The sequence below is a fragment of the Microbacterium sp. Leaf288 genome, from assembly GCF_001422925.1.
In the GTDB taxonomy this organism is placed as follows: Bacteria; Actinomycetota; Actinomycetes; order Actinomycetales; family Microbacteriaceae; genus Microbacterium.
Window position 1 is genome coordinate 884014 of sequence record NZ_LMNI01000011.1, and the last position, 25466, is coordinate 909479.

21 protein-coding genes and 1 pseudogene are annotated in these 25466 nt (G+C 70.5%); 7 read left to right on the forward strand and 15 right to left on the reverse strand.

Annotation, left to right across the window (positions count from 1 at the left end):
- Positions 1-7 precede the first annotated feature (7 nt).
- The 6 genes from ASF40_RS13400 to ASF40_RS13425 form a co-directional block, all read right to left on the reverse strand.
- Positions 8-478 carry a SixA phosphatase family protein gene (locus tag ASF40_RS13400; RefSeq protein ID WP_056369755.1) on the reverse strand — a complete coding sequence of 157 codons (471 nt, stop codon included), beginning with the start codon at positions 476-478 and terminating at the stop codon, positions 8-10.
- Positions 475-1371 (reverse strand): agmatinase family protein, encoded by an 897-nt coding sequence (locus ASF40_RS13405; protein ID WP_056369757.1) that lies wholly within the window; start codon positions 1369-1371, stop codon positions 475-477. Before ASF40_RS13405 ends, ASF40_RS13400 begins: the two co-directional genes overlap by 4 nt.
- A 20-nt stretch (positions 1372-1391) precedes the next feature.
- Positions 1392-1742, reverse strand: a complete 351-nt coding sequence (locus ASF40_RS13410) for a gamma-glutamylcyclotransferase family protein (RefSeq protein WP_056369990.1) — start codon at positions 1740-1742, stop codon at positions 1392-1394.
- Between the two features lie 74 nt (positions 1743-1816).
- Positions 1817-3085 carry a DUF445 domain-containing protein gene (locus ASF40_RS13415; protein WP_056369759.1) on the reverse strand — a complete coding sequence of 423 codons (1269 nt, stop codon included), beginning with the start codon at positions 3083-3085 and terminating at the stop codon, positions 1817-1819.
- 3 nt (positions 3086-3088) lie between these two features.
- Positions 3089-4261 (reverse strand): acyl-CoA dehydrogenase family protein, encoded by a 1173-nt coding sequence (locus ASF40_RS13420; RefSeq protein ID WP_056369760.1) that lies wholly within the window; start codon positions 4259-4261, stop codon positions 3089-3091.
- A gap of 42 nt (positions 4262-4303) precedes the next feature.
- On the reverse strand, positions 4304-5062 hold the full coding sequence (locus ASF40_RS13425; protein WP_056369762.1) for an alpha/beta fold hydrolase: 759 nt from the start codon (positions 5060-5062) through the stop codon (positions 4304-4306).
- A gap of 67 nt (positions 5063-5129) precedes the next feature.
- Between ASF40_RS13425 and ASF40_RS13430 the strand changes: the two genes are divergently transcribed.
- On the forward strand, positions 5130-5534 hold the full coding sequence (locus ASF40_RS13430; RefSeq protein WP_056369763.1) for a hypothetical protein: 405 nt from the start codon (positions 5130-5132) through the stop codon (positions 5532-5534).
- Between the two features lie 43 nt (positions 5535-5577).
- Here ASF40_RS13430 and ASF40_RS13435 read toward each other — a convergent pair whose 3' ends face one another.
- On the reverse strand, positions 5578-6786 hold the full coding sequence (locus ASF40_RS13435; RefSeq protein ID WP_056369765.1) for an MFS transporter: 1209 nt from the start codon (positions 6784-6786) through the stop codon (positions 5578-5580).
- A 404-nt stretch (positions 6787-7190) separates the two neighbouring features.
- Here ASF40_RS13435 and nrdH point away from each other — a divergent pair, with 404 nt between their 5' ends.
- From nrdH to ASF40_RS13465, 6 genes are all read left to right on the forward strand, one after another.
- The gene (gene nrdH / locus ASF40_RS13440) at positions 7191-7424 is read left to right on the forward strand and encodes a glutaredoxin-like protein NrdH (RefSeq protein ID WP_045299982.1); all 234 of its coding nucleotides are present in this window, start codon (positions 7191-7193) and stop codon (positions 7422-7424) included.
- Between the two features lies 1 nt (position 7425).
- Complete coding sequence (nrdI, locus tag ASF40_RS13445) at positions 7426-7872, forward strand: class Ib ribonucleoside-diphosphate reductase assembly flavoprotein NrdI (protein ID WP_082497045.1); 447 nt, start codon at positions 7426-7428, stop codon at positions 7870-7872.
- A gap of 38 nt (positions 7873-7910) precedes the next feature.
- Positions 7911-10010, forward strand: coding sequence for a class 1b ribonucleoside-diphosphate reductase subunit alpha (gene nrdE / locus ASF40_RS13450; RefSeq protein WP_056369994.1), 2100 nt, complete (start codon positions 7911-7913; stop codon positions 10008-10010).
- A gap of 33 nt (positions 10011-10043) precedes the next feature.
- Positions 10044-11018, forward strand: a complete 975-nt coding sequence (nrdF, locus tag ASF40_RS13455) for a class 1b ribonucleoside-diphosphate reductase subunit beta (protein WP_045299980.1) — start codon at positions 10044-10046, stop codon at positions 11016-11018.
- A gap of 217 nt (positions 11019-11235) precedes the next feature.
- Entirely contained in the window at positions 11236-12186 is a 951-nt protein-coding gene (locus tag ASF40_RS13460; protein ID WP_056369767.1) for an alpha/beta hydrolase, read from the forward strand.
- Between the two features lie 38 nt (positions 12187-12224).
- Positions 12225-13154 carry an alpha/beta fold hydrolase gene (locus tag ASF40_RS13465; RefSeq protein ID WP_056369769.1) on the forward strand — a complete coding sequence of 310 codons (930 nt, stop codon included), beginning with the start codon at positions 12225-12227 and terminating at the stop codon, positions 13152-13154.
- 48 nt (positions 13155-13202) lie between these two features.
- Here the strand turns inward: ASF40_RS13465 and ASF40_RS21495 are convergent.
- The 8 genes and pseudogenes from ASF40_RS21495 to ASF40_RS13500 form a co-directional block, all read right to left on the reverse strand.
- Positions 13203-13448 (reverse strand): annotated as a pseudogene (locus ASF40_RS21495) (substrate-binding domain-containing protein); the annotation flags it as partial.
- 240 nt (positions 13449-13688) lie between these two features.
- Complete coding sequence (locus ASF40_RS13470; protein ID WP_056369771.1) at positions 13689-14078, reverse strand: hypothetical protein; 390 nt, start codon at positions 14076-14078, stop codon at positions 13689-13691.
- Between the two features lie 14 nt (positions 14079-14092).
- Positions 14093-17311, reverse strand: coding sequence for a DUF6519 domain-containing protein (locus tag ASF40_RS13475; protein WP_056369773.1), 3219 nt, complete (start codon positions 17309-17311; stop codon positions 14093-14095).
- A gap of 21 nt (positions 17312-17332) precedes the next feature.
- Positions 17333-19513, reverse strand: a complete 2181-nt coding sequence (locus ASF40_RS13480) for a hypothetical protein (protein ID WP_056369775.1) — start codon at positions 19511-19513, stop codon at positions 17333-17335.
- Positions 19510-22059: a baseplate J/gp47 family protein gene (locus ASF40_RS13485; protein WP_056369777.1), complete on the reverse strand. Its 2550-nt coding sequence runs from the start codon at positions 22057-22059 to the stop codon at positions 19510-19512. The genes ASF40_RS13480 and ASF40_RS13485 overlap by 4 nt, the downstream gene beginning before the upstream one ends.
- Positions 22056-24779: a putative baseplate assembly protein gene (locus ASF40_RS13490; RefSeq protein WP_056369779.1), complete on the reverse strand. Its 2724-nt coding sequence runs from the start codon at positions 24777-24779 to the stop codon at positions 22056-22058. The genes ASF40_RS13485 and ASF40_RS13490 overlap by 4 nt, the downstream gene beginning before the upstream one ends.
- Complete coding sequence (locus tag ASF40_RS13495) at positions 24776-25150, reverse strand: GPW/gp25 family protein (protein ID WP_056369781.1); 375 nt, start codon at positions 25148-25150, stop codon at positions 24776-24778. Before ASF40_RS13495 ends, ASF40_RS13490 begins: the two co-directional genes overlap by 4 nt.
- Entirely contained in the window at positions 25147-25464 is a 318-nt protein-coding gene (locus ASF40_RS13500) for a hypothetical protein (protein ID WP_056369783.1), read from the reverse strand. The genes ASF40_RS13495 and ASF40_RS13500 overlap by 4 nt, the downstream gene beginning before the upstream one ends.
- Positions 25465-25466: the final 2 nt, after the last annotated feature.

The following is a 25466-nucleotide window of genomic DNA, read 5'->3' on the forward strand; positions in this document are numbered from 1 at the left end:
GGGCGCGTCAGCGAGGCGCGTCGAACGTCCAGTTGTCGGGGTCTGTGGCGCTGGCGACGTCCCAGTCGTCCTGCGCCCAGATGAACGTCGCGACGGCGCACGTCGGCATGTGGTCGATGTCGCCGTCCGACAGGCTCGCCGCGAGGGCGCTCATTCCGGGATCGTGCGCGACCACCATGACCGTCGGTGCGCGCGTGGCCGCGGCCGCGGCGATCAGGGTGCGCGCCGTGGCGCCGTACAGCTCGGGGTCGAGCGAGACGGCCACCCCGAGCTCGGCGGCGAAGGCTTCGGCGGTCGTCCGCGCACGCACGGCGGTGCTCGAGAGGATGACGTCCGGGCGGATTCCGGTCGCCGCGAGCCGCGCGGCCATGCGCGGCGCATCGCGCATGCCCCGGTCGTTCAGCGGGCGGTCGTGGTCGTCGAGGCCGGGGTTGCCCCATTCGGACTTGGCGTGCCGCACCAGTGCGAGACGGATCATGACGTCACCTTTCCTGAGGCCTTGGCGGCGAGAAGCTCGAGTACGCAGAGCGCCGCGAGGCGCACCGTGCGCCCGTCGGGGGCATCCGCCGTGGCATCGACCTCGGCGATGTCGGCGCTGTGCAGGCGGGAGTCGGCGGCGAGCGCGCGTACGAGCGCCCGCAGCTCCCAGGCGGCGAGTCCGCCCGGGACGGATGCCGGGCACCCGGGCGCCACGGACCGGTCGCACACGTCCACGTCGATGTCGAGGTGCACCGGGCCGCCGCCGGCGCCGGCGATCTCGAGCGCCTCGGCGGCGACGTCGGCGGCGCCGCGGCGGCGCAGGTCGTCCATCGTCACGACGGTGATGCCGTAGTCCGCCGCGCGCTCGGCGTAGGCGACGGAGTTGGCGAAATCGGCGATGCCGAGCTGGACGATCCGCCGCCCGTCGAGGCCGTCCTCGACCAGCCGGCGCACCGGCGAGCCGTTCGAGACGCCGTCGCGCAGATCGAAGTGCGCGTCGATGGTGATGAGCCCCGTCGCCCGGGCACCCTGCGCCACCGCGTAGGTCAGCGAGTTGTCGCCGCCGAGCGCGACGACGAGATCCGCGCGCTCGCGCAGCTCCGACACCCTGGAGCGGACGGATGCCTCGCCCTCCGGTCCGTCAGGCTCGGCCACGTCGCCCGCATCCGCGATGCGCAGCACGTCGTTCAGGTCGACCGGCGCGGGGCCCAGGAGTGTCGGGCTGTAGCGTCGCAGCGCTTCGCGGATCGCTGCGGGCGTCGCGTGCGCACCGGTGGGGGACAGGGAGGTGCGGAATGCGGGAACGCCGAGGATCGCGGCATCCCAGCTCCCGCCTTCGAGAGGGGGCCACGCACCTGCGCGTGGCCACGAGGGATCGTGGGAAAGCGTCACGTGACGACGCTACCGGGCGCTCACGCTGCGACGTAGACCCACGCGGAGCGACCGCTCGCGAGCACCACGGCGCAGCGTCGATACAGCGCCACTTCGTACTCGTCGGCCGCGTCGAGCTCGTCCTCGGTCACGAGGAGCGCCTTGCCCACGACCTTGTCGAGGGGGTTCCCCGTCTCGCGCACGATCGGGTGCACGGTCAGACCCGACAGGTCGACGACGCGTGTGTCTTCGATCTCGGCGTAGTCGACCGTGTACCCGGGCAGCGCGTCCGGCTCGCTCTCGACCAGGCGGCCGAACGTGTCGAGCTGCACGTCGGCGTTCTGCAGCGTGCCGTAGCTGAAGAGGTAGTGGGTGGGCTCGTCCGCGGACACGGCATCAGGGTAACCCTCGGCGGCCTCGATCGACCCGGACTTCACGCACTCTTAACACGGCTCGCCGCGGCGCGTCACCCGAGCAGGGCGTGGGCGATCGAGAAGATCGCGAGTCCTGCCAGCGCGCCGACGATCGTGCCGTTGAGGCGTATGTACTGCAGATCGCGCCCGACCATGAGCTCGATCTTCTCCGTCGTCTCGACGGGGTCCCACCGCTCGACCGTGTCGGTGATGATCGACGCGATGTCGTGGCGGTAGCGGTCGACGAGGAAGACGGCGGCGTCCGTCACCCAGGTGTCCACGCGGCGCTGGAGCGCAGCATCCGTCGTCAATCGCTCGCCGATCTCGACCAGCGCCTCCACGCCCCGTCGCCGCAGTCCGCTGTCGGGGTCGGCGAGCGAGCGCAGCAGACCGGCCTTGGCCGTCGCCCAGGCTTCGCCCGCCAGCTCGCGCACGCGGGGGCTGTCGAACACGGCGAGCTTCGCGTCTTCGAAGCGTCCGATCGTCGCAGGGTCGTGCTGCAGGTTGCCGGCGAGACGCGCGAGGTAGCCGTCGATCGCGACGCGGGCCGGATGCCGCGGGTCGGCCTGCACGGCGGCGACGAACTTGACCGCCTCGTTGTAGACCGTGTCGTCGACGAAGCGGTGGGCGACCGACGGCACCCACGACGGCAGTCGGCGTGAGACGACGCCGGTGAAGGCGACTTTGTTGGCGGCGAGCCACGCTGCGATGGTGTCGGCGGCGAGGTCGACGGCGCCGTGGTGCGCGCCGGCGTCGATGATGCGCTCGAGCCATTCGCCCAGCGGCGGACCCCACTCCGGTGCGATGAGGTGCTCGCGGGCGAGCTCCTCGATCACGTCGCGGACGTCGTCGTCGCTGAGCGCCCGCAGCACACTTCCCGCCATCACGGATGCCTCGGCGGCGACCCGCTCCGCATGCACCGGCGCGCTCAGCCATTCGCCGAGCCGGGCGGCGATCGCGGTCTGGTCGAGCTTCGTGCGCACGACGTCGGCGCGCAGGAACTCGGTCTCGACGAACTCGCCGAGGTTGCGCCCGATCTCGTCCTTGCGGCTCGGGATGATCGCGGTGTGCGGGATCGGGATCCCCAGCGGATGGCGGAACAGCGCGGTGACCGCGAACCAGTCGGCGAGCGCACCGACCATGCCTCCCTCGGCTGCCGCCCGCAGGTAGGCGAGCGCAGGGATCTCCTGCTGGAACGCGAACGAGAAGGCGAACAGCACCGCCATGAAGATCAGCGCGCCGAGGGCGACGCCCTTCATCGTGCGGAGCCCTCGGCGGCGCTCCTGGTCGGCGGGGCTGAGGAGGCGTGTCGGCGTGGACATGTCTCAGTCCTCGATCGGCCCGAGCCAGGCGGTCGCGACCGTCGAGTGCGCCGATTCCGGGTCGGACGGGTGGAACAGGCCGGCCAGCACGTCACGGTAGAGGCGGCTCAGCTCGCTGGACGAGAAGTACGAGGATCCGCCGGCGACGAGCACGGCCTCGTCGACGATCTGCTTCGCAGCCGTCACAGCCCGGTGCTTGAGTCCTGCGAGCAGCGAGAACCACCTCGCGCCGTGGTCGGCGAGGTCGTCGACGTCGCGGGCGAGCGTGTCGATCTGCGGCGGAAGGGCATCGTAGGCGAGCGCCATGCCGGCGATGCGCCAGCGGATGTCGGGATCCTGGCTGTATTCCTTGCCGGTGCGCCTCGACGTGCGTGTGCCGGCCGCCGCGACCGCGAGGTCGAGCGCTCGCCGGGCGATGCCGGTGTACACGGACGCCAAGAGGATCTCGAACACGCTGAAGATGCCGAACACCAGTGGGTCGGGGTTGGGGCCCGGGGCGAGTCGCCGCACGATCCGGTCGGCGGGCGCGACGGCGCCCTGAAGCTCCGTCGTGCGCGATTGCGTGCCCCGCATGCCGAGGGTGTCCCAGTCGTCGCAGACGACGACGCGGCCCGCCTGCACCTCCGAGCGCGGCACGAACGCGTAGACCATCCGCGGGGCGTCCTCTGACGAGGTGTCGAGCCCGTGCAGGCCGAGCTGCGTCCACACCGGCGCGAGCGACGTGAAGATCTTGGTGCCGGTGAACGAGTACCCGCCGTCGGGGAGGGGTGCAGCATCCGTTCCGCTCCCGAACAGCACGAGGTCGTTACCGGCCTCGCTGATTCCGAACGCGAAGACCTCGCCGGCGACCGCGCCCTCCTGTACGAACCGCAGCGCGTCGATCCCGCGGTCGGCGAGCACCTTCGCGACGCCCGTCCACACCAGGTGCATGTTGATCGCGAGGGCCGTCGCAGGGGCCGCGCCCGCGAGGCGCTGCTGGAGGACGGATGCCTCGGCCAGCCCCAGACCGGATCCGCCGAGCTCTTCCGGCACGAGGATCGCGAGGTACCCGGCAGCTTTCAGGTCGGCGAGGTCGTCGTCGGGGAAGGTGTTCTCCCGGTCGTGCACGGCCGCCCGCGCGCGGAAGCGCTCCAGCAATTCGTCGTTCAGGATCTCGCTCGGTTCGAAGGACGCCACCCCGCCATTCTCACCCCGGCCCGACCGAACGGCGCGGCATCGTCAGGCGAGTGCGGCGAACAGCGCCTCGATCGTCGCCTCCGGCTCATCGCGGTGCGGGGAGTGGCCGGCATCGGCGACGACCGACACCGTGAAGTTCGGGTTGGGCGCCACCGCAGCCTCCGCCGGCTTGCCGCGGAAGATGGAGTACACGCCCGGATCGGACGCGATCACGTGGGTCGGCACCGCGATGCGCAGCGCAGCATCCGTGACGTCCCAATCCGGGTTCTGAGCGCTCGTCTGCTCGACCGCCCATCGGCTCGCCTGCTGCGCCGACAGCGCCTTCAGCTCGACGTCCTGCGGGTGCCAGTGCGGGTGCTCCGCGCGCACGGCCGCCTGCGAAGGGTCCTCGAACGAGCGGGTCTGGCTGTCGCGCACGATGTCGCGGTCATGGTCGGTGAGCAGGAGCGCGGGGTCGACGAGGACGAGACGGCGCGTCCACGAGGAGTCGGCCGCGGCGGCGAGGACGGATGCTGCGCCCCCGAGTGAGTGGCCGATCACGAGGTCCCACGGGCCGGCGCCGACCGGACGGGTCGCCGCGACGTCCGCGGCATAGGCCGCCAGCGTGTAGTCGAGCGTACGCGGGGCTGTGCCGTGCCCGCGGAGGTCGACAGCATCCGTCCGCCATCCGGCATCCGCGAGGGCCGAGCCGTAGCGCCACATCAGCGCACCGTTGGACCCGAGGCCGTGGATGAGGAGGGCACGACGATCGGCCGAGGCCGAACCCCACGACAGACGGGGGAGGGTGACGGCAGTGGGCATACGCTCAAGCCTAGGAGAGCCGCCCGGTGCGTCCAGGCGCACCGGCAGGATGGGAGCGGAGGTTGGCATGATCTCGACGGAACTGGCGCTCGCGCTGCGGGAGGCGGGGCTGGTGTGGCACCCGCACTCGGGCGACCGCTTCCAGCTGGACGAGCCGGAGTTCGAGGCCGACATCTTCACCGTCAGCGAGATGACCATCGAGCCGCGCGAGTACCCGACCGGGCGCATCCTGGCCTTCAACGGCACGACCGAGTGGGCGCTGGATTCCGTCGCCCTCGAGGACGCGCTGTGGCTGCCGTACGAGCACCAGCTGCGCGAGATGCTGCGCGGTGCCTTCCGGTCGCTGCGGCGGCTGCCCGACAACCACGAGGTCGAGATCGTGCTCGGCGGCGAGCGGCGGGTGTTCGAGCACCCCGAGCCCGCCGACGCCTACGCGCTCGCCCTGCTGGAGATGCTCCGGCGTCTGGCGTGACGGCGGGAAGCCGGGGCTCCGACCTCCGCAACCGCCTCCCCGTTCAGCCGATCGTCGTGACCGGCTCGGTGTCGGGGATCGGGCTCGCACCGCGCACGCGCAGGTCGGGAAGACCCCGCGCGAAGACGATCGCGACGAGCAGTCCGAGTGCGCAGAACACGGCGGCGGAGGTGTACGCGGCCGTCACGCCGCCCGGGCCGTCGATGAGGATGCCGGCGACGGCCGAGCCCGCTGCGGCGCCGATGAGCTGACCCGTGCCGACCCATCCGAACGCCTCGGCCGTGTCGCTGAACTTGACGCTCGCGGTGGTCACGGCCGACAGCACGGCCAGTGCCGGCGCGATGCCGATGCCGGCGACGAACAGCGTGGCGCCGATCCACCACACGTTGACCCACAGCGCGGTGAGCGCGAGCCCGACGGCCACGACCGTCAGGCGGCGCGCCATGGCCCAGCGGCCCATCGGCAGGTGCCCGAAGGTGAGCCCGCCGGCGAGGCTGCCGATCGAGAAGACGGCGAGCACGAGGCCCGCTTCGAGTCCGCCGTGGTCGAAGGTCGCCACGACGCTCGCCTCGACGGCCGCGAACGAGCCGATGAGGAGGAAGCCGATCACGGTCGCGAGGAGGATCGGCGGGCGGGTGAGCACGGTGCCGAAGGAGCGCTTGCTGCGCGGGATGCGCACGCGCCCGACCTCGGGGGAGAGGATGAACCAGGCGCCACCGGCCACCAGGATCACCACGACCAGCATGAGACCGACGACGGTGCCGGCCTGCGTCGCCACGAAGGTGATGAGCACCGGCGCGAGGATCCAGATGAACTCCTGCAGCGAGGCATCCAGGGAGTAGAGCGCCGTCAGCTGTGTGGAGTTGACCATCTTGGCGTAGATCGTGCGCACCGCCGCGACGATCGGCGGGGTCGCGGCGCCCGCGATGAACCCGAGGACGATGTAGACCGGCACCGGGACGACGAGGAGTGCGATCGCGGTGAGGGATGCCGCGGCCACGACGGTCGTGAGGGTCAGCACGCGGCGCATGCCCCAGCGGCCCATCCAGCGGCTCGTGACCGGACCGGCGAGCGCCTGGCCGATCGACACCGCCGCGAGCACGATGCCGGCGGCGCCGTACGAGCCGGTGATCCCCTCGATGTGCAGGAGGATCACGAGGCTGATCATCCCGTTGGGGAAGCGCGCGGTGAGCTGCGCCGCGATGATGCGGGCCACCCCGGGGGTGCGCAGAAGTTCCCGGTAGCCGGCCACCCGACAACGTTACGGCACGCCCTGCGTCGTCCTCGCACGGCCCCGCCGACGGCCTCGACGCACACCCGTTCGCGACACGCCCGCGACACGCCGGGAGCGTTGTCCACAGGCGAATCCGATGTCGGAGGGGCTGGCTAGCCTGCAACCTGTGGACGGACGCGGCCGTGGCGTTCGAAAGCCCCGTGATCCTGGCCTTTTCCAGACCCTGGCGGCTGTGGATGAATCCGTGGACAACCTGTGTTGTACATGGGGAGAACGGTGGAAAATCACACCGATGTAACTACTAGCCCTTGTGGTGCTATCGAATGTCGGTACCCATATGTAGTATTGGACTCCCGGTGGGGGGACTACCGGGAAAGAGCACCGGATGCCACCGGGGGAAGCACTGAGGAGACGGAATCGACATGGCGATCACGGTTTACACGAAGCCCGCGTGCGTGCAGTGCACGGCGACGTATCGAGCACTCGACTCCAAGGGGATCGAGTACGAAATCCACGACCTCTCAGAGGACCCCACGGCCCTCGAGCAGGTCAAGGCGCTGGGCTACCTCCAGGCGCCGGTCGTCATCACCGATGAGGACCACTGGTCGGGCTTCCGTCCCGACAAGATCGACGAGCTCGCCTCGCGTCTGGCCTGACATGTCGGCGGTCGTGACGCAGCGCGTCGCGACGGACGCGCCACTGCTGGTCTACTTCTCGAGCGTGTCGGGCAACACCGCACGCTTCATCGAGAAACTCGGCGCTCGAGCGGTCCGGATCCCGCTTCACTCCACGGATCCGGCGCTCGTGGTCGACGAGCCGTACGTCCTCGTGACACCCACCTATGGCGGCGGCCAGGGCAGGGGAGTCGAGAAGGGCGCTGTTCCGAAGCAGGTCATCCGCTTCCTCAACGACGAGCGCAATCGGAGCCTCATCCGCGGAGTCATCTCCGCGGGGAACACCAACTTCGGCGAGCATTTCTGCGTCGCCGGCGACATCATCAGCCGCAAGTGTCACGTGCCGCACTTGTACCGGCTAGAGGTATTCGGCACGCCTGAAGATGTGGAACGCGTGAGCGCGGGATTGGAACGCTGGTGGGAACTCTGACGGAGACCGACTTCAAGACGCAGGCACGCTTCGAGGGCATGGACTACCACGCCCTCAACGCGATGCTCAACCTGTACGACGCGGACGGCAAGATCCAGTTCGACGCCGACAAGCGCGCTGCGCGGGAGTACTTCCTGCAGCACGTGAACCAGAACACGGTGTTCTTCCACTCTCTCAAGGAGCGTCTCGACTACCTCGTCGAGAAGGAGTACTACGAGCCCGCCGTGCTCGAGCGGTACTCGTTCGCGTTCATCCAGCAGCTCAACGACTTCGCGTACGGCAAGAAGTTCCGCTTCGAGACATTCCTGGGCGCGTTCAAGTACTACACGAGCTACACGCTCAAGACCTTCGACGGCAAGCGCTACCTCGAGCGCTTCGAGGACCGCGTCGTCATGACCGCGCTCGCCCTCGCCGACGGCGACGAGCTGCTGGCCACCAACCTCGTCGACGAGATCCTCTCGGGGCGCTTCCAGCCTGCGACGCCGACGTTCCTCAACGCCGGCAAGGCGCAGCGCGGCGAGCTCGTCTCGTGCTTCCTGTTGCGCATCGAAGACAACATGGAGTCGATCTCGCGCGGCATCAACTCGTCGCTGCAGCTGTCCAAGCGCGGCGGCGGCGTGGCGCTGCTGCTGTCGAACATCCGCGAGGCGGGTGCGCCGATCAAGCAGATCGAGAACCAGTCCAGCGGCATCATCCCCGTGATGAAGCTCCTCGAAGACTCCTTCTCGTACGCCAACCAGCTCGGCGCGCGTCAGGGTGCGGGTGCGGTGTACCTCAACGCCCACCACCCCGACATCATGAAGTTCCTCGACACCAAGCGCGAGAACGCCGACGAGAAGATCCGCATCAAGACGCTGTCGCTGGGCGTCGTCGTCCCCGACATCACGTTCGAGCTCGCGAAGAACGGCGAGGACATGTACCTGTTCTCCCCGTACGACGTCGAGCGCGTCTATGGCGTGCCGTTCGGCGACATCTCGGTCAGCGAGAAGTACCGCGAGATGGTCGACGACCCGCGCATCAAGAAGACGAAGATCAACGCGCGCGAGTTCTTCCAGACCCTCGCCGAGATCCAGTTCGAGTCGGGCTACCCGTACATCATGTTCGAGGACACGGTGAACAAGGCCAACCCGATCAAGGGCCGGATCAACATGTCCAACCTGTGCTCCGAGATCCTGCAGGTGAACACGCCCACCACGTACAACGAGGACCTGTCCTACGCCCAGATCGGCAAGGACATCTCGTGCAACCTGGGCTCGCTCAACATCGCCCTGGCGATGGACGGCGGCGACCTCGCGAAGACCGTGGACACCAGCATCCGTGCGCTCACGGCGGTCAGCCAGCAGAGCCACATCGCCTCGGTCCGCTCGATCGAGGACGGCAACGACCGCTCGCACGCGATCGGTCTCGGCCAGATGAACCTCCACGGCTACCTCGCCCGCGAGCACGTCTACTACGGGTCGGAAGAGGGTGTCGACTTCACGAACATCTACTTCTACTCGGTGCTATTCCACGCGCTGACCGCGTCGAACAAGATCGCGATCGAGCGCGGCGAGACCTTCGACGGGTTCGAGGACTCGACGTACGCATCGGGCGAGTTCTTCGACAAGTACATCGAGCAGGAGTGGGTGCCCGCGACGACCAAGGTCGCCGAGATGTTCGCCGGCCACCACATCCCCACGCAGGACGACTGGCGCGCGCTCAAGGCCTCGATCCAGCAGCACGGCATCTACAACCAGAACCTGCAGGCGGTGCCGCCGACCGGCTCGATCTCGTACATCAACAACTCGACGTCGTCGATCCACCCGATCGCGGCGAAGATCGAGATCCGCAAGGAAGGCAAGCTCGGCCGCGTCTACTACCCGGCGGCGTTCATGACGAACGACAACCTGGAGTACTACCAGGACGCGTACGAGATCGGCTACGAGAAGGTCATCGACACGTACGCCGCCGCCACCCAGCACGTCGACCAGGGTCTGTCGCTCACGCTGTTCTTCAAGGACACCGCGACCACGCGCGACATCAACAAGGCCCAGATCTACGCCTGGCGCAAGGGCATCAAGACGATCTACTACATCCGCCTCCGCCAGATGGCGCTGGAGGGGACCGACATGAGCGAGTGCGTCAGCTGCACGCTCTGACGGTCTGATCAGGATTCCGAGAGAAGAAGGACGATGAGCGAGAAGCTCCAGCTCCTGGACCACGTCCAGGCCATCAACTGGAACCGCATCCAGGACGACAAGGACCTCGAGGTGTGGAACCGCCTCGTGAACAACTTCTGGCTGCCCGAGAAGGTGCCGCTGTCCAACGACATCCAGTCGTGGAACACGCTCACCCCCGAGGAGCAGACCCTCACGATGCGCGTGTTCACGGGGCTCACGCTCCTCGACACGATCCAGGGCACGGTGGGCGCGGTGTCGCTCATCCCCGATGCCATCACTCCGCACGAGGAGGCCGTCTACACGAACATCGCGTTCATGGAGTCGGTGCACGCGAAGTCGTACTCGTCGATCTTCTCGACGCTGTGCTCCACGAAGGAGATCGACGAGGCGTTCCGCTGGTCCGTCGAGAACGAGAACCTTCAGAAGAAGGCTCAGATCGTCATGGAGTACTACCGCGGCGACGAGCCCCTCAAGCGCAAGGTCGCCTCGACCCTGCTCGAGTCGTTCCTCTTCTACTCGGGGTTCTACCTCCCGATGCACTGGTCGAGCCGCGCCAAGCTCACCAACACGGCCGACCTCATCCGCCTCATCATCCGTGACGAGGCCGTGCATGGGTACTACATCGGCTACAAGTTCCAGCGCGGACTCGAAACGGTCGACCAGGCCAAGCGCGACGAGATCAAGGACTACACGTTCTCGCTGCTCTACGAGCTCTACGACAACGAGGTGCAGTACACGCAGGACCTCTACGACGGCGTCGGTCTCACCGAGGACGTCAAGAAGTTCCTGCACTACAACGCCAACAAGGCCCTCATGAACCTGGGCTACGAGGCGATGTTCCCCTCGACGGTCACGAACGTGAACCCGGCCATCCTGTCGGCGCTGTCGCCGAATGCCGACGAGAACCACGACTTCTTCTCCGGGTCTGGTTCGTCGTACGTCATCGGCAAGGCCGAGGCGACCGAGGATGAGGACTGGGACTTCTGAGACCCGAACCATCGAAAGCCCGCGGTTTCCGCGGGCTTTCGTGTTTTCAGCCCGCCCGATCCTCGTGCAGCGATCTGATCTGTGACGCCGGCATCCCGCGGAACGCTGATCGCCGTGCGGTCGTCACAACTGCGCGCTCTGCCCGGTCTTTGTGTTCAAGCCGGTGAATGCCGGCGGATCCGACGAACCGATCACCACACACAGATGGGCCTGCGACATGACCGAACACATCCTGCAACCGGAGGCACGCGCGTTCGCAGAGGCGGCGGCAGCCCCGCCCACCCTCGTCGAACGCGGCGTCGACGGGGCGCGAAAGCTGCTCGACGACGTGCAGTCGGGGCCGGTCGACCTGCCCGATGTCGAGGACGAGTGGATCACCGTGCCGGCTGCTGTCGGCGACGTCAGGGTCCGGATCGTCAAGCCGGCCGCCACGACGGGGTCGCTTCCCGTGGTGCTCTACGTCCACGGCGGCGGCTGGGTTCTGGGCAACGCGGGCACCCACGACCGCCTGGTGCGCGACCTCGCCACGGGCGCCCGCGCTGCGATCGTGTTCGTCGAGTACACGCGTTCGCCTGAGGCGCAGCATCCCGTCGCCATCGAACAGGCGTACGCGACCGCCCGGTGGATCATGGACAACGGTCGGCAGAAGGGACTGGATGCTGCGCGCCTGGCCGTCGCCGGAGATTCTGTCGGCGGCAACATGGCGGCGGTGCTCGCGATCCTCGCGAAGAAGCGCGGCGATGTCAGATTCATCCACCAGTCGCTGTACTACCCGGTCACCGACGCGCGGCAGGACACCGCCAGCTATCGCGAGTTCGCGGAGGGCTTCCACCTGCGTGCCGACGCGATGGCGTGGTTCTGGGACAACTACCTCCCCGACGTGCACAAGCGCAGCGACGTGACCGCGTCACCGCTTCAGGCGCCCGTCGACGAGCTCAAGGGGCTGCCCGAGACTCTGCTGATCGTCGACGAGAACGACGTGCTGCGCGACGAGGGCGAAGCCTACGGGCGCAAGCTCATCGAAGCGGGTGTGTCGACGACGCTCGTGCGCTACGACGCCACCATCCACGACTTCATGATGCTCAACCCGCTGCGCCCGTCGGCCGCGACGACCGCCGCGATCGACCAGGCGATCCACACGCTCCGCAAGGCGTTCGCCCGCGACTGACCCCATCGGACCCGACCCACCCTCCCGAGGAGTTCCTCATGATCGATGCGAACGTGCGGATCCGCCATGTCCCCGCCGGCGTCCTCGACGTCGCTTACTACGACCTCGGGCCTGCAGGCGGCGAACCCGTCGTGCTGCTGCATGGATTCCCATACGACGTCCACAGCTATGCCGAAGTGGCTCCGCTCCTCGTCGAGGCGGGCTTCCGCGTTCTCGTGCCCTACCTTCGCGGACACGGTCCGACGCGCTTCCTGAGCGCGGACACGCCCCGAAGCGGACAGCAGGGGGCGCTCGGAGCCGACCTGCTCGCCTTCCTCGACGCGCTCGGACTCCACGAGCCGATCCTCGCGGGGTACGACTGGGGTGGACGTGCCGCCGGGGTGGTGGCCGCCCTGCACCCCGATCGGATCGGCGGGCTCGTCTCGGCAGGCGGCTATCTCATTCAGGACATCGCCTCCGCGAACACCCCCATCGATCCGGACCGCGAAGCCGGCTTCTGGTACTTCTGGTACTTCGCGACCGCCCGCGGCCGGGCGGGTCTGGAGCGCAACCGGCGCGAGATCGCCCGCGTGATCTGGCGACGCAACTCGCCCGAGTGGGACTTCAGCGAAGGGGAGCTGGTACGTGCTGCTCGTGCGTTCGACAACCCCGACTACGTCGACGTCGTGATCCACTCCTACCGGCATCGACTCGGCCTCGCCGAGGGCGCCGACGCCTACGCGGACGTCGAGGCGCAGCTCGCCGCGCTTCCGCCGATCAGCGTGCCGACGATCACCCTCGACGGGACAGCGGACGGCAACTTCCCGGCATCCGACGGCAGCCACGACGCCCAACTCTTCGCAGGTTGGCGCGAGCACCGCAAGGTTCCCCACGCCGGTCATCACCTGCCCGCCGAGGCGCCGCGGGCGTTCGCCGATGCGATCCTCGCCGTCGCCGAGACCCCCGGTGACGGCGCGGGAACGCCCTGACCGCAACCGCAGGACACCGGTCCGCGTCAGCCTCGCAGTGGAGCGGATGACCAGCGTCGTCGACAGCTCGGTGCGCGCCGCGGGGTGCGGGTGACGGCCGGCGCGCACGCGGACGATCACGTCGACGGCGGCGCTGCCCATCTGCGCGAGCGGCTGGCGGATGGTGGTCAGGGGCGGGTCGATCCAGGATGAGTGCGGGAGATCGTCGAAGCCGATCACCGACCCGGGCGCAGCTGTCCGGCTGAGCGGCGGTTCCCACTGGACCGGGAGGACGGATGCCGCGGGCCGCGGCATCCGTCCTCCCGTTGCCGTCGAAATCGGCCCGGATCAGCCATTCACCTCCGGCCCGATATTGCGCCGGTGAACCCGTTCCAGAAAGCCGCCCGAAACTCGCGTAATAGATTCCCTAGGGCGTTGTCTCTTCAGTGGGGGATAGCGCCGGAGCCCCGGTCCGGCACCCCGGCCGTGGGTCCCGAGCTCGCGGCTACCGGGGGCGCCGGCATTCTCGCGTCGGCCCCCCGGTCAACCCCCGCGTCATGCGCCCGGGTCACGCAGCGCCTTGAGGGCCATGAGCCACTCCTTGCTCGCATCGTGCAGCTGGGACCGCGCCTGTTCGGCGGCCGTGTCCTGGCGATCCAGCTCCGCGCGGGCTGACTCGATGCTCGTGCCGAGTTCGGGCACGCGTCGCGCCGCTGCCCTGAGCTCACGGGAGCTGAGCAGTCCGCGGGCTGACTCGGCGCGAGCGCGGCGGGCCTCCTCACCGCGTTCGAGAACTTCGGGCAACGCCGCGACGCTGTCGGTCAGCACGTCGAGCAGCGCGGTGACGGCCGCATCGTCGGCGACGCGATCCTCGCGCGGCGCCTCGTCAGCCTTCGACCGGCGGCGGGGCTTGGGCTGAGGCTTGGGCTTGGACGTGGGAGTCATGATGGCTGCCTCTCTCAGATGCCGATGACGTTGAGGGCGTCCCATGGCGGGGGGACGGGCGCGCCGTTGAGGAACAGGATCCCGGTCGAGATGTTGCCGAGGACCGACGCCCCCGAGAGGAACAGGTCGGCCGTGGGCTCCCTGCCGCCCCAGAACCGGTTCTGGGCGATGGTGCCGGTCTCCGCGCGCAGGCGCAGCGCGGTCGTGCCGAACTCCCGGTTGCCGCGGATCTGGTTCGAGGTGACGATCGCATCGCCGCGCAGCCCGACGATCATCGCGGGGGGCGCATCGGCGGCTCCGCCAGCGACGATGTTCGCGTCGACGGTCACGAGCGGGGCGACGATGCGGGCCGATCCGACCGCCGCCGCGGCGGCGACTCCGAAGACCAACGGGCCGAGTCCGGTCACGATGCCGCCCGCTTTCGTGAGGCCGAAGTCGAGTTCGCGTTCGTCGCCGCTGCCGACGAGCAGCCCGGTGAAGCGACCGCCGTTGGGGTCGAAATCGGGGTCCGCGGGGTACCTGCGCGACGCGTTGCCTTCGATCTGAGAGCGGGCGAAGCCACGCACGGCGATGCCGATCTCGCCGCGGCCGCCGTCCACCGGACCCACGCGCTCCACGGTGTTGCCTGCGACGCGCGACTCTGTGACGGCGACGACGTCGATCCCGATCGATTCGCCGCCCATGCTGCGCGCCGTGCCGACACCGCGCACGGTGTTCGATTCGACGGAGGCGTGCGCGGCGTTGACGACGCGGATCGCGAAGACCCCCGCCGCCTCGTCGGTGTCGCGGGAGCCGATGTCCATCAGCGTGTTCCCCGAGACCGTGGCGATCTCGACCGTGGCCTTCTCGTCGATGACGATGCCGTGCTGGGCGAGCTCCACGCGGTTGTGGGTGACCTCGAGCGTCTGCACCGACGCGTAGTCGACGATGCCGTGGCCGCCCACGCCGCGGACGCGATTGCCGTCGATGCGCACCACGTCGCGCACGAGCTCGCCCGGGGGTGTCGGCACGATGGCGATGCCGTCGGTGCGAGCCGGCTGGTCGGAGCGTGGCGCGCCGATCTGGTTGCGGGTGATCGCGAATCCGCCCTCCGAGACCGAGATCCCGGTGCCGCCGACGATCACCGTGTTGTCCTCGATCGCGAAGGAGCTGCCGGGGATGACCGTGCTGGGATAGACGAAGCCGGTGGCGACGATGCCGCCTTCGCGCGCCCGGATGACGGTGTTGTCGGCGACGCGGTTGGCGAGCAGGAACGCGGTGGTGCCATCGAGCCGCATCCCGAAGTCGCGGCCGATGACGATGTTGTCGCTCGCCTCGAACTCGGCGACGAGCAGCACACGTCGCCGATCCTCCGCGCCGGCGCCTGCATGGCCGATGCCGGTCGGACCGGCGACGATGTTGTCGCGCAGGGTGGTGAGCAGCGCGGTCCCGGCGAGCGCGATGGCGGATCGCGACGGGCCCTCCTGTGCGAGGACGAGGGCGGTGACGCGCTCCACTCTTGCCGCGACCGTCGTGTCGAGCACCACGGCGGAATCGTTCGCGGCGAGGACCGCGAGATCCTCGATCGTGACGAACCTGCTCTTGGTGACGACGAACCCGTCCGAGGCCGACGCCACGACGATGGATCCGGTGCCCTGTCCGCGGATGCGCAGCGACGTCGCACCGTCGACGCGCACCGGCTCACGGAGCGGGTACAGCCCGATCGCGAGGCAGACGGTGCCGCCGCCGGCGGCCTTGACCTTGTCGACCGCGTTCTGGATGGTGAGCGCGCCGCTGACGTGCGACACCGGCGTCACGCAGACGGTGCACTCGCAGCCGCATTCGTCGCAGTTGCCTTCACCGGGCGTCGGCCACTTCGGCCGGCAGTCGGTGACACCCCCTGAGGTGAGGATGCCGAGCCGGACGTAGTGGTGATGGATGCCGAGCGGCGGCGCCGCATCGAGCAGCGGGTCCGCACCCGAGATGTCGCCCGCGGCATCCGCCGCTCGTGCGGGCACGATCCAGTGGTCGCCGGTGCGGAACGCTCCGCCGGCGGAGGAGAACCCGACGACGAGCCCGTGCTCGAGCACGATCCGATCGGCCGCCGTCGCCGGAACCGGGATCGCGCCGGTCGCGGCGGCCTGGTCGAGGTCGACGACCGTGCCGCCCGCGGTGTTCTTGACGACGCCCACCTGATCCCAGCGGCGCACGCGGAGGTGGCGCTCGGCCGCCTCGTCGATCGTCAGTCGGAGGTCGGCGGGAAGCGCCGACCCGGCGAAGGCGATCGTCCCCTCGGCGTCGTCGACCTCGATGCGGCGCAGCTCGCCGGGCTCGCCCCGCAGCTCGCGGTGGTCGTCGACGACCTCGACCCAGTCGCCGTCGTGGAAGCCCAGCACGTCGTCTCGGCCCAACGACGCGGGGCGCGCCGCGGCGCCGGCGTCCAGGACTTCGACGACGGCGCTCGCCACGGACCCGTTGTCGCGCGACCACTTGAACGACGCGGTTCCCGGTTCGCCGGGATCGTGGATCTCGATCCGGTACGTCTGGTGCTCGAGCCCGCGGTACCCGCCGGTCGGCGGCAGCTCGCACGGGTCGTCGTCGGCGACCGAGATCGTCTCCACCGTGAGCCGTGCGCCGGAGGCCGCGGTCAACGCGGTCCACCCCTCGATGTCGTCGTCGGGGGTCCCGCACGTCGTGCCGGCGGGCGCCGCGAAGTGCTTGACCTGCCACACCGTCTGCGTGCGCGCCGTCGTGTCGACGCCGATCGCGGGCTCGATCAGACCCGGCTCCTCGAGGTGTGTGACCTCGCGCGGCCATACGTCGAGGTACACGAGGCGGGTGCCGTCGGCGGGGAGAGCCGGTGGGTCGGGCAGGTACGGCTGCGCCGAATAGGTCACGGTGTCAGACCCCACCGATTCGGCGAGGATCGGGTCGAACGTGTCGTCGGGTTCGGCGCCGTGGTTCTCGGCCAGGAGGCCGTCGACGTAGAGCCGCCCTCGGCCGATCGCAAGATCCCCGCCCGCAAGCGAGAGCGCGAAGGCGTCCGGCGTCACTTTCGACACCGCGGCCGTGCCCTGGATGCCCGGCTGGGGCCCGGGTCCGTCCAGGTCGGCGACGTTCGCGCGCAGCCGCCGCTCGAGGATGGCGACGAGTTCGTTCCAATCGCCGTCCAACAGCAGACGGCCCTGCTGCAGCACGACGCCGGAGTGATCCTTGCGTGCGTCGAACGGCACACTGCTGAGGTCAGCACCCATCAGTTCGTCCCCTTCCCGGATTCATGTCGCGAAGATGCGGTCGGCCGCGAGGCCGAACCGCAGGTACTCGTCGAGGCGGATGCGCAGGTTCGCCTCGCGCTGCGGCGCGTAGAGGCGGTGCGTCACACCCATCTCGCCCTCGTCGTCGGCGCCCAGCCGGATGCGGTCGGGCGTGCCCTCGTGCAGCCGCAGGTAGTCGTGGTCGCCGTAGCGCATCGAGCCGAAGCGCGGGCGAGAGGCCCGCTGCACCGCGAGAGGGTCGTCGGGTCGGGGCGTGCAGTGGAAACGACGCCCGGTGCGCGACCCGTCCGGCAGGAACGAGTACCGCACGCACCCTTGCTGCTTCCGCTCGGCGTGCACGGGGTGGGGCCGAGGGTCGCCTGCGGCCGGGGCAGCGACGAGCAGCGAGTTCGAGGCATCCAATCGGATGCAACGGATGCTGCCGACGACCGTCGACGCGACGATGTCGAGGTCGCCGGCGGCCGCGGTGCCGTCGCCCGTCTCCCAGTCGGCGACGGAGGACACCGAACGCGGCGACGTGCCGTCGCGGCCGGTGATGGCCACGCCCGTCCGCGACGAGGCGTCCACGATGGAGTCGACGATCTCGATCGCCGCGCCCTCGACCGCGATGATCGGTCCCATGACGCTGCGTTCGATCCGTACACAGGCGAACGGGTCGAGCACGATCAGGCTGGCCCCGGTCGGCGAGGCCGGCGCCCCGGTGGTCGTCCGGGTGATGCCCGGCACGAGCGTCGTGTCGCGGATGACGATGGTGCGGCGCTCGCGATCAGGCGGGTCGATCTCGTCGAGCACGACGGGGGCACCCGAGACGAGCAGGCCGTCGAGCACCACCGTGCTCTTCGCCGCCATGTCGAGCCTCAGCGGCGACGAGAGCTCCAGCGAGGGCCGCGCGACAGCATCGGCGGCGAGGCACACCGCCGCGTCGTCGTCGCCGGCCGTCGGATCGGGCGTGAGCGCGGTGATCGTCACACTCTGCGCATAGCGATCGGAATCGACGATGAGCACGGTGCCCGCCTCTTGCGAGAGGTCGAGTGCCGCCTGCAGGGATCCGCCCGCCGAGGCCGTGCGGCGGGGGAAGGGGAGCGGGTCGTCGCCCCGGCGGCGGTTGCCCGCCCCGACGGGCACCGCCATGCCGATCGAGAAGGTCGCGAGCACCCGTTCGTCGGCGGCGAGCGGGTCGCCGAACCAGACGCGGCCGAGAGAGGGGTCGATGTGCACGTCGCCCGCCGCGGGCTCGTGCGCCCAGGCCCCGCCGCCGCCCGGCACGTCGGAGAGGTCGGCGAATCGGACCACCGCGAGCGGGATGGGGGCAGGTTCGCCGCCACCCGTCTGCCGTTCGAGAAAGATCGACCGGCGCGCCCGCGACATCGTCGGCCCGTAGACGGCGGGTTCGTGGTCGGCGGCCCACCGCACGGTGAGAGGCTGCGGCACGTCGGGCGGCTCCGCGAGGTGCGCGATGTCGGTCTCGATCCGCGGCTGGCTGAACAGCCGCACATCGGCGCCGAGCGGGTCGAACCGGAACCTGCGGCCATCGGCGGCGGGGTCGGGGGCGAGGGGCGAGCGCTCGATGAGCACCGGCTGCGTGCGCCAGAGGAAGATCGGCACCTTCACGATGCCGTAGCGACCCCGCCGCTCCCGCCAGTTCGAAGCAAGGGGACGGGCGTGGGCCGTGTGCGCGAGGTCGTCGAACGCGGCGCCCTGCTGCACGACGTGGTGGAGGGCTTCGTGGTCCCGCAGTCCCGCGCTCGCCGCCGCATGCGGACGCGTGTGGTTCAGGTACTGCGTCGTCGCGACGCGTTCGAACGACTCGTACACGCGGGCGGGCCACCCGGTGACATCCCGGGCGAGCTGCTCGATGACCGCGGCGGTCCCTTTGCGACGGCGATAGGCGACCGTGTTCGCGACCTCGGCGCGCGGCGAGACCACCTCGGGCACGACGCCGTGGATCGGCCGGTACCCGACGACGCCGCCGACGTACGGTGTCGCCCATGGCGCGGCCGTCTCGACGAACTGGTCGTCGTACAGCTGCGCGAGCTCCTCCGCGAGCACCTCGAGCTGATCGCCGAAGACATCGAGGAGCTCGGCGAGCACGCCTCCCGCCTCGCCGTCGCGGAGGCGATAGACCGCCGGCAGAAGCTGCCAGAGGTGCGCGGCGGCCGTTCCGGCCTCGGGCTCGGTCATGGCATCTCCTGGAGGGGCGGGAAGGGGTCGGACGAGAGCGCCAGCAGCTCGGCACCGAGCGGATCGGGCACCGCGAGAGCCGCGGATGCCGCGACCAGGCGCTTCGCGAGACCCGGTCCGGTTCCGCGGTGGAACTGGTCGAGATCGATCCCGGCGACGCCGACGACGGATGCGGCGACCGCGACGAGCTCGGAGGCATGGACCGGATCGCCCAGCTCGCGGGCGACCGCGCCGAACGTGTCGCGCAGAGCATGCTCGAGCGACACGAGCACCTTCCCGCGCTCGCGATCGGGGTCGCTGTCGACCTTGAGGGCGATCCGGAAGTCCACCAGCCGGACGGGCACGACCGAGACCCGCACGAGCGGATCGCCCCACCGCCGGAGTTCGCGCTCGAGCCGCTCGACGATCTGTGCGGGCGGCGCCGCGCCCGCAGCATCCGTCACCGTCACGACGATGAGCGGTCCGCCGTTCGCCGGCAGCACGTCCGCCCGGGCCTTGCCGATGCCGGCGAACGCGAGCGAGAAGTCGGCGTAGTCGAGGAGCGAAACCGTGCGGCCGAGGGTGCGCACGGGGATCGGGATGGCCCGCCGTGCGTCGGCTTCGGTCTCAGGGTCCACGCCGCCGACGGCGGGCGCGGGGTTCGTCACACCCCGCAGTCCGAGCGGTCGGTCGAGGGCGATTCCCAGCTGGTCCTTGCGGACGTTGCCCGCCGCCCCGACGCCCTTGCGGTGGCGGGCCCGCACGTTCGTCGATCCCGACGACGGCCGCGCGCCGTGGACGCCGTCGCCGAACACGACGCTGATGCCGCCGTCCGGGTCGTCCCGGGTCTCGTACACGCGATCGGTCGCGCCGGCGGTGGCTGTCGTCGGCACCTCGGTCCAGCGCACATCGTCGACGCGCACTTCGAGGGTCGACGCGGTGCCGCGCGGTGTCGCGGCACGGACGAAGGTGAGGGGGGACTGCTGCAGGCGGTACGCGGCGAACGGCACTCGGGCGTCACCCGAGCCGAGCAGCTGCGTCACGGTCTCGCCGTGCGTCGCGCGGGCGGCGTTGCCGAAGACGACGGCGGAGGAGCGGGTGGGGGCGATCGTCGGCGCGGACGCGAGCGTCAGAAGCGTCCTGCCGCTCGCGACGGGGTCGGCGGATGCGACCAGGACCGGCTCGCTGACCGCCGTGCCCGCAGCATCCGTCCCCGACAGGATCACCGTGCGTCCCGCGATCATCTCGTGCGCGTCCCCGTCGACGAGGAGCGTGGTGCCCGAGATCGCGGAGGTGACGGGAACCCCGGCGAGCGTCAGAGGCTCGGGGACGGCGAGCACCGTCACGTCACGCGGGGAGAGGTCGACGCCCAGGGCGGGTCCCGTCAGGCCGAGTGCCGTCGTCCTGCCGGCGACGCCCCAGATCGCGAGCGAGGCCTCGCGCACGGTCGCGACGCGGAACCGGCCGTTGGTCGCCGCCGCGTCGAGCACGAGCCACGATCCGATCGGTATCTCGGGGTGGGCGCCGTCGAGGAACGTCGAGGTCGTGTCGCCGGAGGACGTGGTCGCGAGGAAGCCGCTGTCGGTGTCGGGATTGAGGTACGTCGGCGGGTCGGCCTCGGGGTCGGCGAGCACCCAGACGGGGGCGTTGTGGGCGAAGACGGCGAACCGGCGGCGGAAGACGAACACCCGCAGGTCGGTGATGGGCATCGAGGGCGGCATGGTGGACGCGACGCCGCCGGTCCACGTGACGTGCGTCACGCCGGCCTTCTCGACCACATCCACGGAGTCGAGGGTGCGAAGGTCCCACTCGGTGCCGAGCTCAGGCCCCGTGAACAGGAGAACGTCGCCACGCGCGAGCCCCAGGGTGGTGCCTTCGAACCACGCCTCGGTCGGCGCGGCCACCTGAGGGAAGGGGAGGGTCGGCACGACGGGCAGGGCGTTCCACTCGGGGCGCGCCTCGATCTCTTCGACGGTCTCGAACGTCTGCGGCTGCTCGTCCGGCCCGGGCACGCTCTGCACCCGCAGCCCGACGGGCAGCGTGAGCGCGGTGGGCACGGCGGGCGGAGCGATCCCGGGATCCTTCATCGACTCGGGCAGGGGTGCCGGCGGCTTCTCGAGCGAGAACGCGAGGGCGGCCTCGGCGGCCGCACCACGACCGAGGCGATACGCGACGAGGGCGCCGAGCTCCTGCAGCGACGTGCGCTCGGCCGCGGTGCCGAGATACGCCTCGTTCGCGAGGCGCTCCGTGTAGAACGTGAGGATGTCGGCGGTCACGGCGAACGCATCGAGGAGCGCGATGGTCGCGTCGTCGGCGTCGCGCGTGCGCAGCCCCCGCAGCGCCGGCCGCGCCTCGTGCGGCTGGGGCGGGTCGATGGCGGGAGGGATCGCCTGCGTCGGCGGACTGGTGTCGCGGGAGAGCCCCGCGATCATGGCCGAGAGGAAGTCGCCGTGCGTGCCCGCGCGGTACCGGATGGACCGCAGGCCCGGACGGTTGGCGACCGGCAGCGGCGGTGCGGCAGCCGCGCGGCACGCGGCGCAGCCGCAGGCCGAGTGATGGGCGCTCATGATCCGCCTCCGTAGGTCAGCGCGAGCACCCCGCGCTCGGGGAAGTCGGGATCGTCGTCGAGTCTCGCGATCTCGAGGCGCCCCATCGGCAGGACGCCCGAATCGATGCCGCTCGACCAGGGCTCGTGCTGTCGCTGGAAGCTCAGGACCTCCACGGACTCGACGCCCGGCACCGCGTGAGCGGCCGCGAGGATCGTCGAGAGGTAGACGGGCCTGCCGAACGTGAAGCGGTCGGGGTGGAACAGCCCCAACCGCCCGTCGGGCAGAACCGCGTCCGACAGCGCCGCCCGCAGCTCGCGGGCGACCGAGGAACGGTGGTGGCCGTGCTCGACGCACACGAACAGCGAGACGTCGAGCGGCACGAACGCCGGCCCGTCGACCTCGAGGTCGTACCCCGCCATGCGATAGCGCTCGAGCTGTGCGCGCAGCGCCGCCTCGAACCCGGCGTCGACCCCGCGTCCGCCCCGGCGATCCGCCGTCACGAACACCGTGTGCCACGACCCGGTCCAGCGGAACGTCGCCTCGGCCTTCTCGACTCCGGGATGCAGCTGCGCTCTGGCCGCGTAGTCCGAGGTCGTCACCGCCCGTTCCTGGATCGACAGGGTCGCCGGGGCGTCGCGCCGGATCTCGTCCCCGGTCTCGGCGTCGACGCCGCCGAACGCCGCCATCGGGTTCACGACTGCGACGAGGTCGGTCTCGTCGCCCACGAGGTACGCGAGGCTCTCGCGCCCGATGTTGCCGGCGACGCCGTTGCCGACGCGGTAGGTCGCGCGGAACGCGGTGCCCTCCGGTGGCCGGGCGCCGTGCTCGTCGTCGCCGAACCTGAGCAGCACCGTCCCGTCGTGCTCCTGCTCGACCACGAACGCGCGGTGCTCGCCGTCGCTCGCGATGAGATCGGGGCTCGGGTGCCAGTCGTGCCCGGCGCCGCCGGGCTCTTCGCCCGTGAGCGTCACCGCCGGCGCCGCGGAGCGGAGATCCCCGGACCAGGCCGCGGAGGCCGACTCCCACTCCTCGAGAACCTCGAGCGTGTCGTCGGTGACGTTCTCGCGCAGCAGCCAGGCGCGTCCGCCGAAGCTCAGGGAGTGCAGCATCCCTGATCCCCGCACGATGGCCTCGTCCCCGATCTGCGCGATGCCCGCGGCGGCGAAGAGCGCCTGCAGCTCATCCTTCGACGCGCTGCCCTGCAGCTCCGCTCGCAGAGCCGCGGTGTACGGGGCCGTCGCAAGCACCTCGCGATCATGGACGACCGTGCGCGTGAGCGGCAGCTGCATCAGCGAAGGGCGGTACCGGGCGGGAACGCGCTCGCCCTCGTCGTCGCAGTCGGCGCCGGCCCGCACGAGTCGCGAGAGCGGCACGGCCCCCAGCGGCTCGCCGTCTCCGCTCTCGCCGGCGACGGTCGCCCCGTGATCGGCGAGCACGATGTTGCCCCACGCGGCCGCGGTCTCGATCCCGTCCACGGCGATGCACAGCGCGGCGGGAAGGGCATCGTCCTCGTGCCAGCGGATCTCGGTGACGTCCTCCTCGCCGCCGTCGAAGAGGGTGCCGGAGGGGTCCTTCGAAGCCCGCACCTCGACCAGTCGCACGGCGAAACGGCGGCTCGGGTCGGCATCCGCCGCAACGCGCGTCGAGGGGGAGACGGTCTCGGCGAGCACGAGCACCTCGCCCGCGCGCAGCGCAGGGTGATCGCCCCGCAGCGTCGCCGATGTCGTACCGGGCCTCAGCGTCTCGTCGAGGCGCCCCCAGGTCCAGAAGCGCAGCTCGGAGAGGTCGTGGTCGAGCAGCGCGCCGTGCACGGTCTGGAACTCGACAGGCTGCGCGTCGATGACCCGCTCGTAGTCGCGCGTGTCCTTCTCCAGGCGCTGGTCGTCGACTCCGGGAACGCGCGTGAGCAGCCGAGTGCCCGCCGCGAGGGGGACGTCGACGGCGCCCTCGCCCACGAGGAGCCGCGCCCAGACCCGGGCGCTCGCGCCGTCGTGCACGCGGTAGTCGACGAGGCGCGCGTGGCGGCGAAGTGAGATGCGGCTGCGGGCAGTGCCGAGGTAGGCCTCGGTCGCCACGGCGTCCTGCCGATACGACAGCTCGTCGGCGGCGTAGGCGAGCAGCTCGACGAGCATGACGCCGATGTCGGCCGACGACCGCTCCGTCCATCCCGGTGCGAGCAGCGCCATCCGCTCCAGCATGACCCGGCGGAAGCCCTGATAGTCCTTCGCGAGGTAGTCGATCGGCGGCGGATGGTGCACGCCCGCCGGGCAGGTGCACGGCCGGAGGCAGTCGAGGTCGCTCGGGCACTCCACCTTGAACGAGAAGGGCACACCTGCCAGCAGCGGGTCGAAGCCCGTCGGCGGGTCGGTGGTTCCGGGCGTGCGCACGCGGAGCGTGTACAGGGAGAAGTCGCCCCACCGTGCCGTGCGCACGACGAGCAGCGTCGCGGGGTCGTCGTACCCGTCGATGAGGTCGAGCTCGGAGCCGGTGAGGTCCGTGCCGGCCTTCGCCCACTCCACAGCGACGGGGCGGATGCGCTCGCCGCCTTCGAGCGCGATCCACGTGCGGTCGAGGCCCGCCGGCACCGCCAGCAGCAGGCGGACGACGAGCGTCCGCTGGCGCAGCGCGTCGTCGGGCTCGTCGTGGTCGCGCACCTCGAGGAACTCGATGCCGTTGAGCAGCCCCGCGAGCTTCACCGCCATGAGGCGGCGCTGATCGCCGCACGTGTAGCAGGTCATGGCGACACCCCCGGCGGGGTGCGGAACGTCTGCACCTCGTGCGACCCGGTCGCGCGCACGACGTACGCGATCGTCGCGACGAGGGCTGCGTCCTGGGCTTCGACCTCGACCGACTCGATCGCGATGACGTTCGCGAGCTCGCGCTCGAGCGACGCCTGGATCAGGAACTGGGATGCCGCGGCTGCTTCCGGCCCGCCGGGTGCGAAGACCTGCGCGAGCAGCCCCGCCCCGAACTCGGGCCGCATGACGCGCTCGCCGGGAGACGTGAGCAGCACCTGCTCGATGAGGTCGCGCACGTGCTCGTCGCGCCCGGTGGTCGCCGTGCGCCCGGTGCCGTCCACGGCCCACGGGAAGTCGAGCATGCCGCTCATGACGCGACCACCCTCGGCTGCACGGCGCCCGGGATCAGCGGCGCGCCGGTCGCGACGGTGATGGACGACCCGGTCGCGATGGCGACGGGGACGCCGCCCGCCAGCACCCGGACGGCTCCGGCGACCCATTGCCCGCTGACGTCGAACGGGCCCGACGACGTCGAGAGGGAGCATCCCGCGATCGCGTACTGCGTCGCGAGCGTGACGACGGGCGCGCCCGCCACCAGCACCCGCGGGAAGGGTGACACGGCCGTCGCCACCCCGCCGTGCGAGCACAGCACGGAAGAGGCCTGAGTGAGCACGGGTCCCGGCATCC

Excerpts from the sequence above, each read along its gene's own strand:
- ASF40_RS13400 (WP_056369755.1), bottom strand. The coding sequence starts at position 478 with ATGATCCGTCTCGCACTGGTGCGGCACGCCAAGTCCGAATGGGGCAAC.
- ASF40_RS13415 (WP_056369759.1), bottom strand. The coding sequence starts at position 3,085 with ATGTCCACGCCGACACGCCTCCTCAGCCCCGCCGACCAGGAGCGCCGC.
- ASF40_RS13425 (WP_056369762.1), bottom strand. The coding sequence starts at position 5,062 with ATGCCCACTGCCGTCACCCTCCCCCGTCTGTCGTGGGGTTCGGCCTCG.
- ASF40_RS13430 (WP_056369763.1), top strand. The coding sequence starts at position 5,130 with ATGATCTCGACGGAACTGGCGCTCGCGCTGCGGGAGGCGGGGCTGGTG.
- nrdH (WP_045299982.1), top strand. The coding sequence starts at position 7,191 with ATGGCGATCACGGTTTACACGAAGCCCGCGTGCGTGCAGTGCACGGCG.
- nrdI (WP_082497045.1), top strand. The coding sequence starts at position 7,426 with ATGTCGGCGGTCGTGACGCAGCGCGTCGCGACGGACGCGCCACTGCTG.
- nrdE (WP_056369994.1), top strand. The coding sequence starts at position 7,911 with ATGGACTACCACGCCCTCAACGCGATGCTCAACCTGTACGACGCGGAC.
- nrdF (WP_045299980.1), top strand. The coding sequence starts at position 10,044 with ATGAGCGAGAAGCTCCAGCTCCTGGACCACGTCCAGGCCATCAACTGG.
- ASF40_RS13460 (WP_056369767.1), top strand. The coding sequence starts at position 11,236 with ATGACCGAACACATCCTGCAACCGGAGGCACGCGCGTTCGCAGAGGCG.
- ASF40_RS13465 (WP_056369769.1), top strand. The coding sequence starts at position 12,225 with ATGATCGATGCGAACGTGCGGATCCGCCATGTCCCCGCCGGCGTCCTC.
- ASF40_RS13470 (WP_056369771.1), bottom strand. The coding sequence starts at position 14,078 with ATGACTCCCACGTCCAAGCCCAAGCCTCAGCCCAAGCCCCGCCGCCGG.
- ASF40_RS13475 (WP_056369773.1), bottom strand. The coding sequence starts at position 17,311 with ATGGGTGCTGACCTCAGCAGTGTGCCGTTCGACGCACGCAAGGATCAC.
- ASF40_RS13480 (WP_056369775.1), bottom strand. The coding sequence starts at position 19,513 with ATGACCGAGCCCGAGGCCGGAACGGCCGCCGCGCACCTCTGGCAGCTT.
- ASF40_RS13485 (WP_056369777.1), bottom strand. The coding sequence starts at position 22,059 with ATGAGCGCCCATCACTCGGCCTGCGGCTGCGCCGCGTGCCGCGCGGCT.
- ASF40_RS13490 (WP_056369779.1), bottom strand. The coding sequence starts at position 24,779 with ATGACCTGCTACACGTGCGGCGATCAGCGCCGCCTCATGGCGGTGAAG.
- ASF40_RS13495 (WP_056369781.1), bottom strand. The coding sequence starts at position 25,150 with ATGAGCGGCATGCTCGACTTCCCGTGGGCCGTGGACGGCACCGGGCGC.
- ASF40_RS13500 (WP_056369783.1), bottom strand. The coding sequence starts at position 25,464 with ATGCCGGGACCCGTGCTCACTCAGGCCTCTTCCGTGCTGTGCTCGCAC.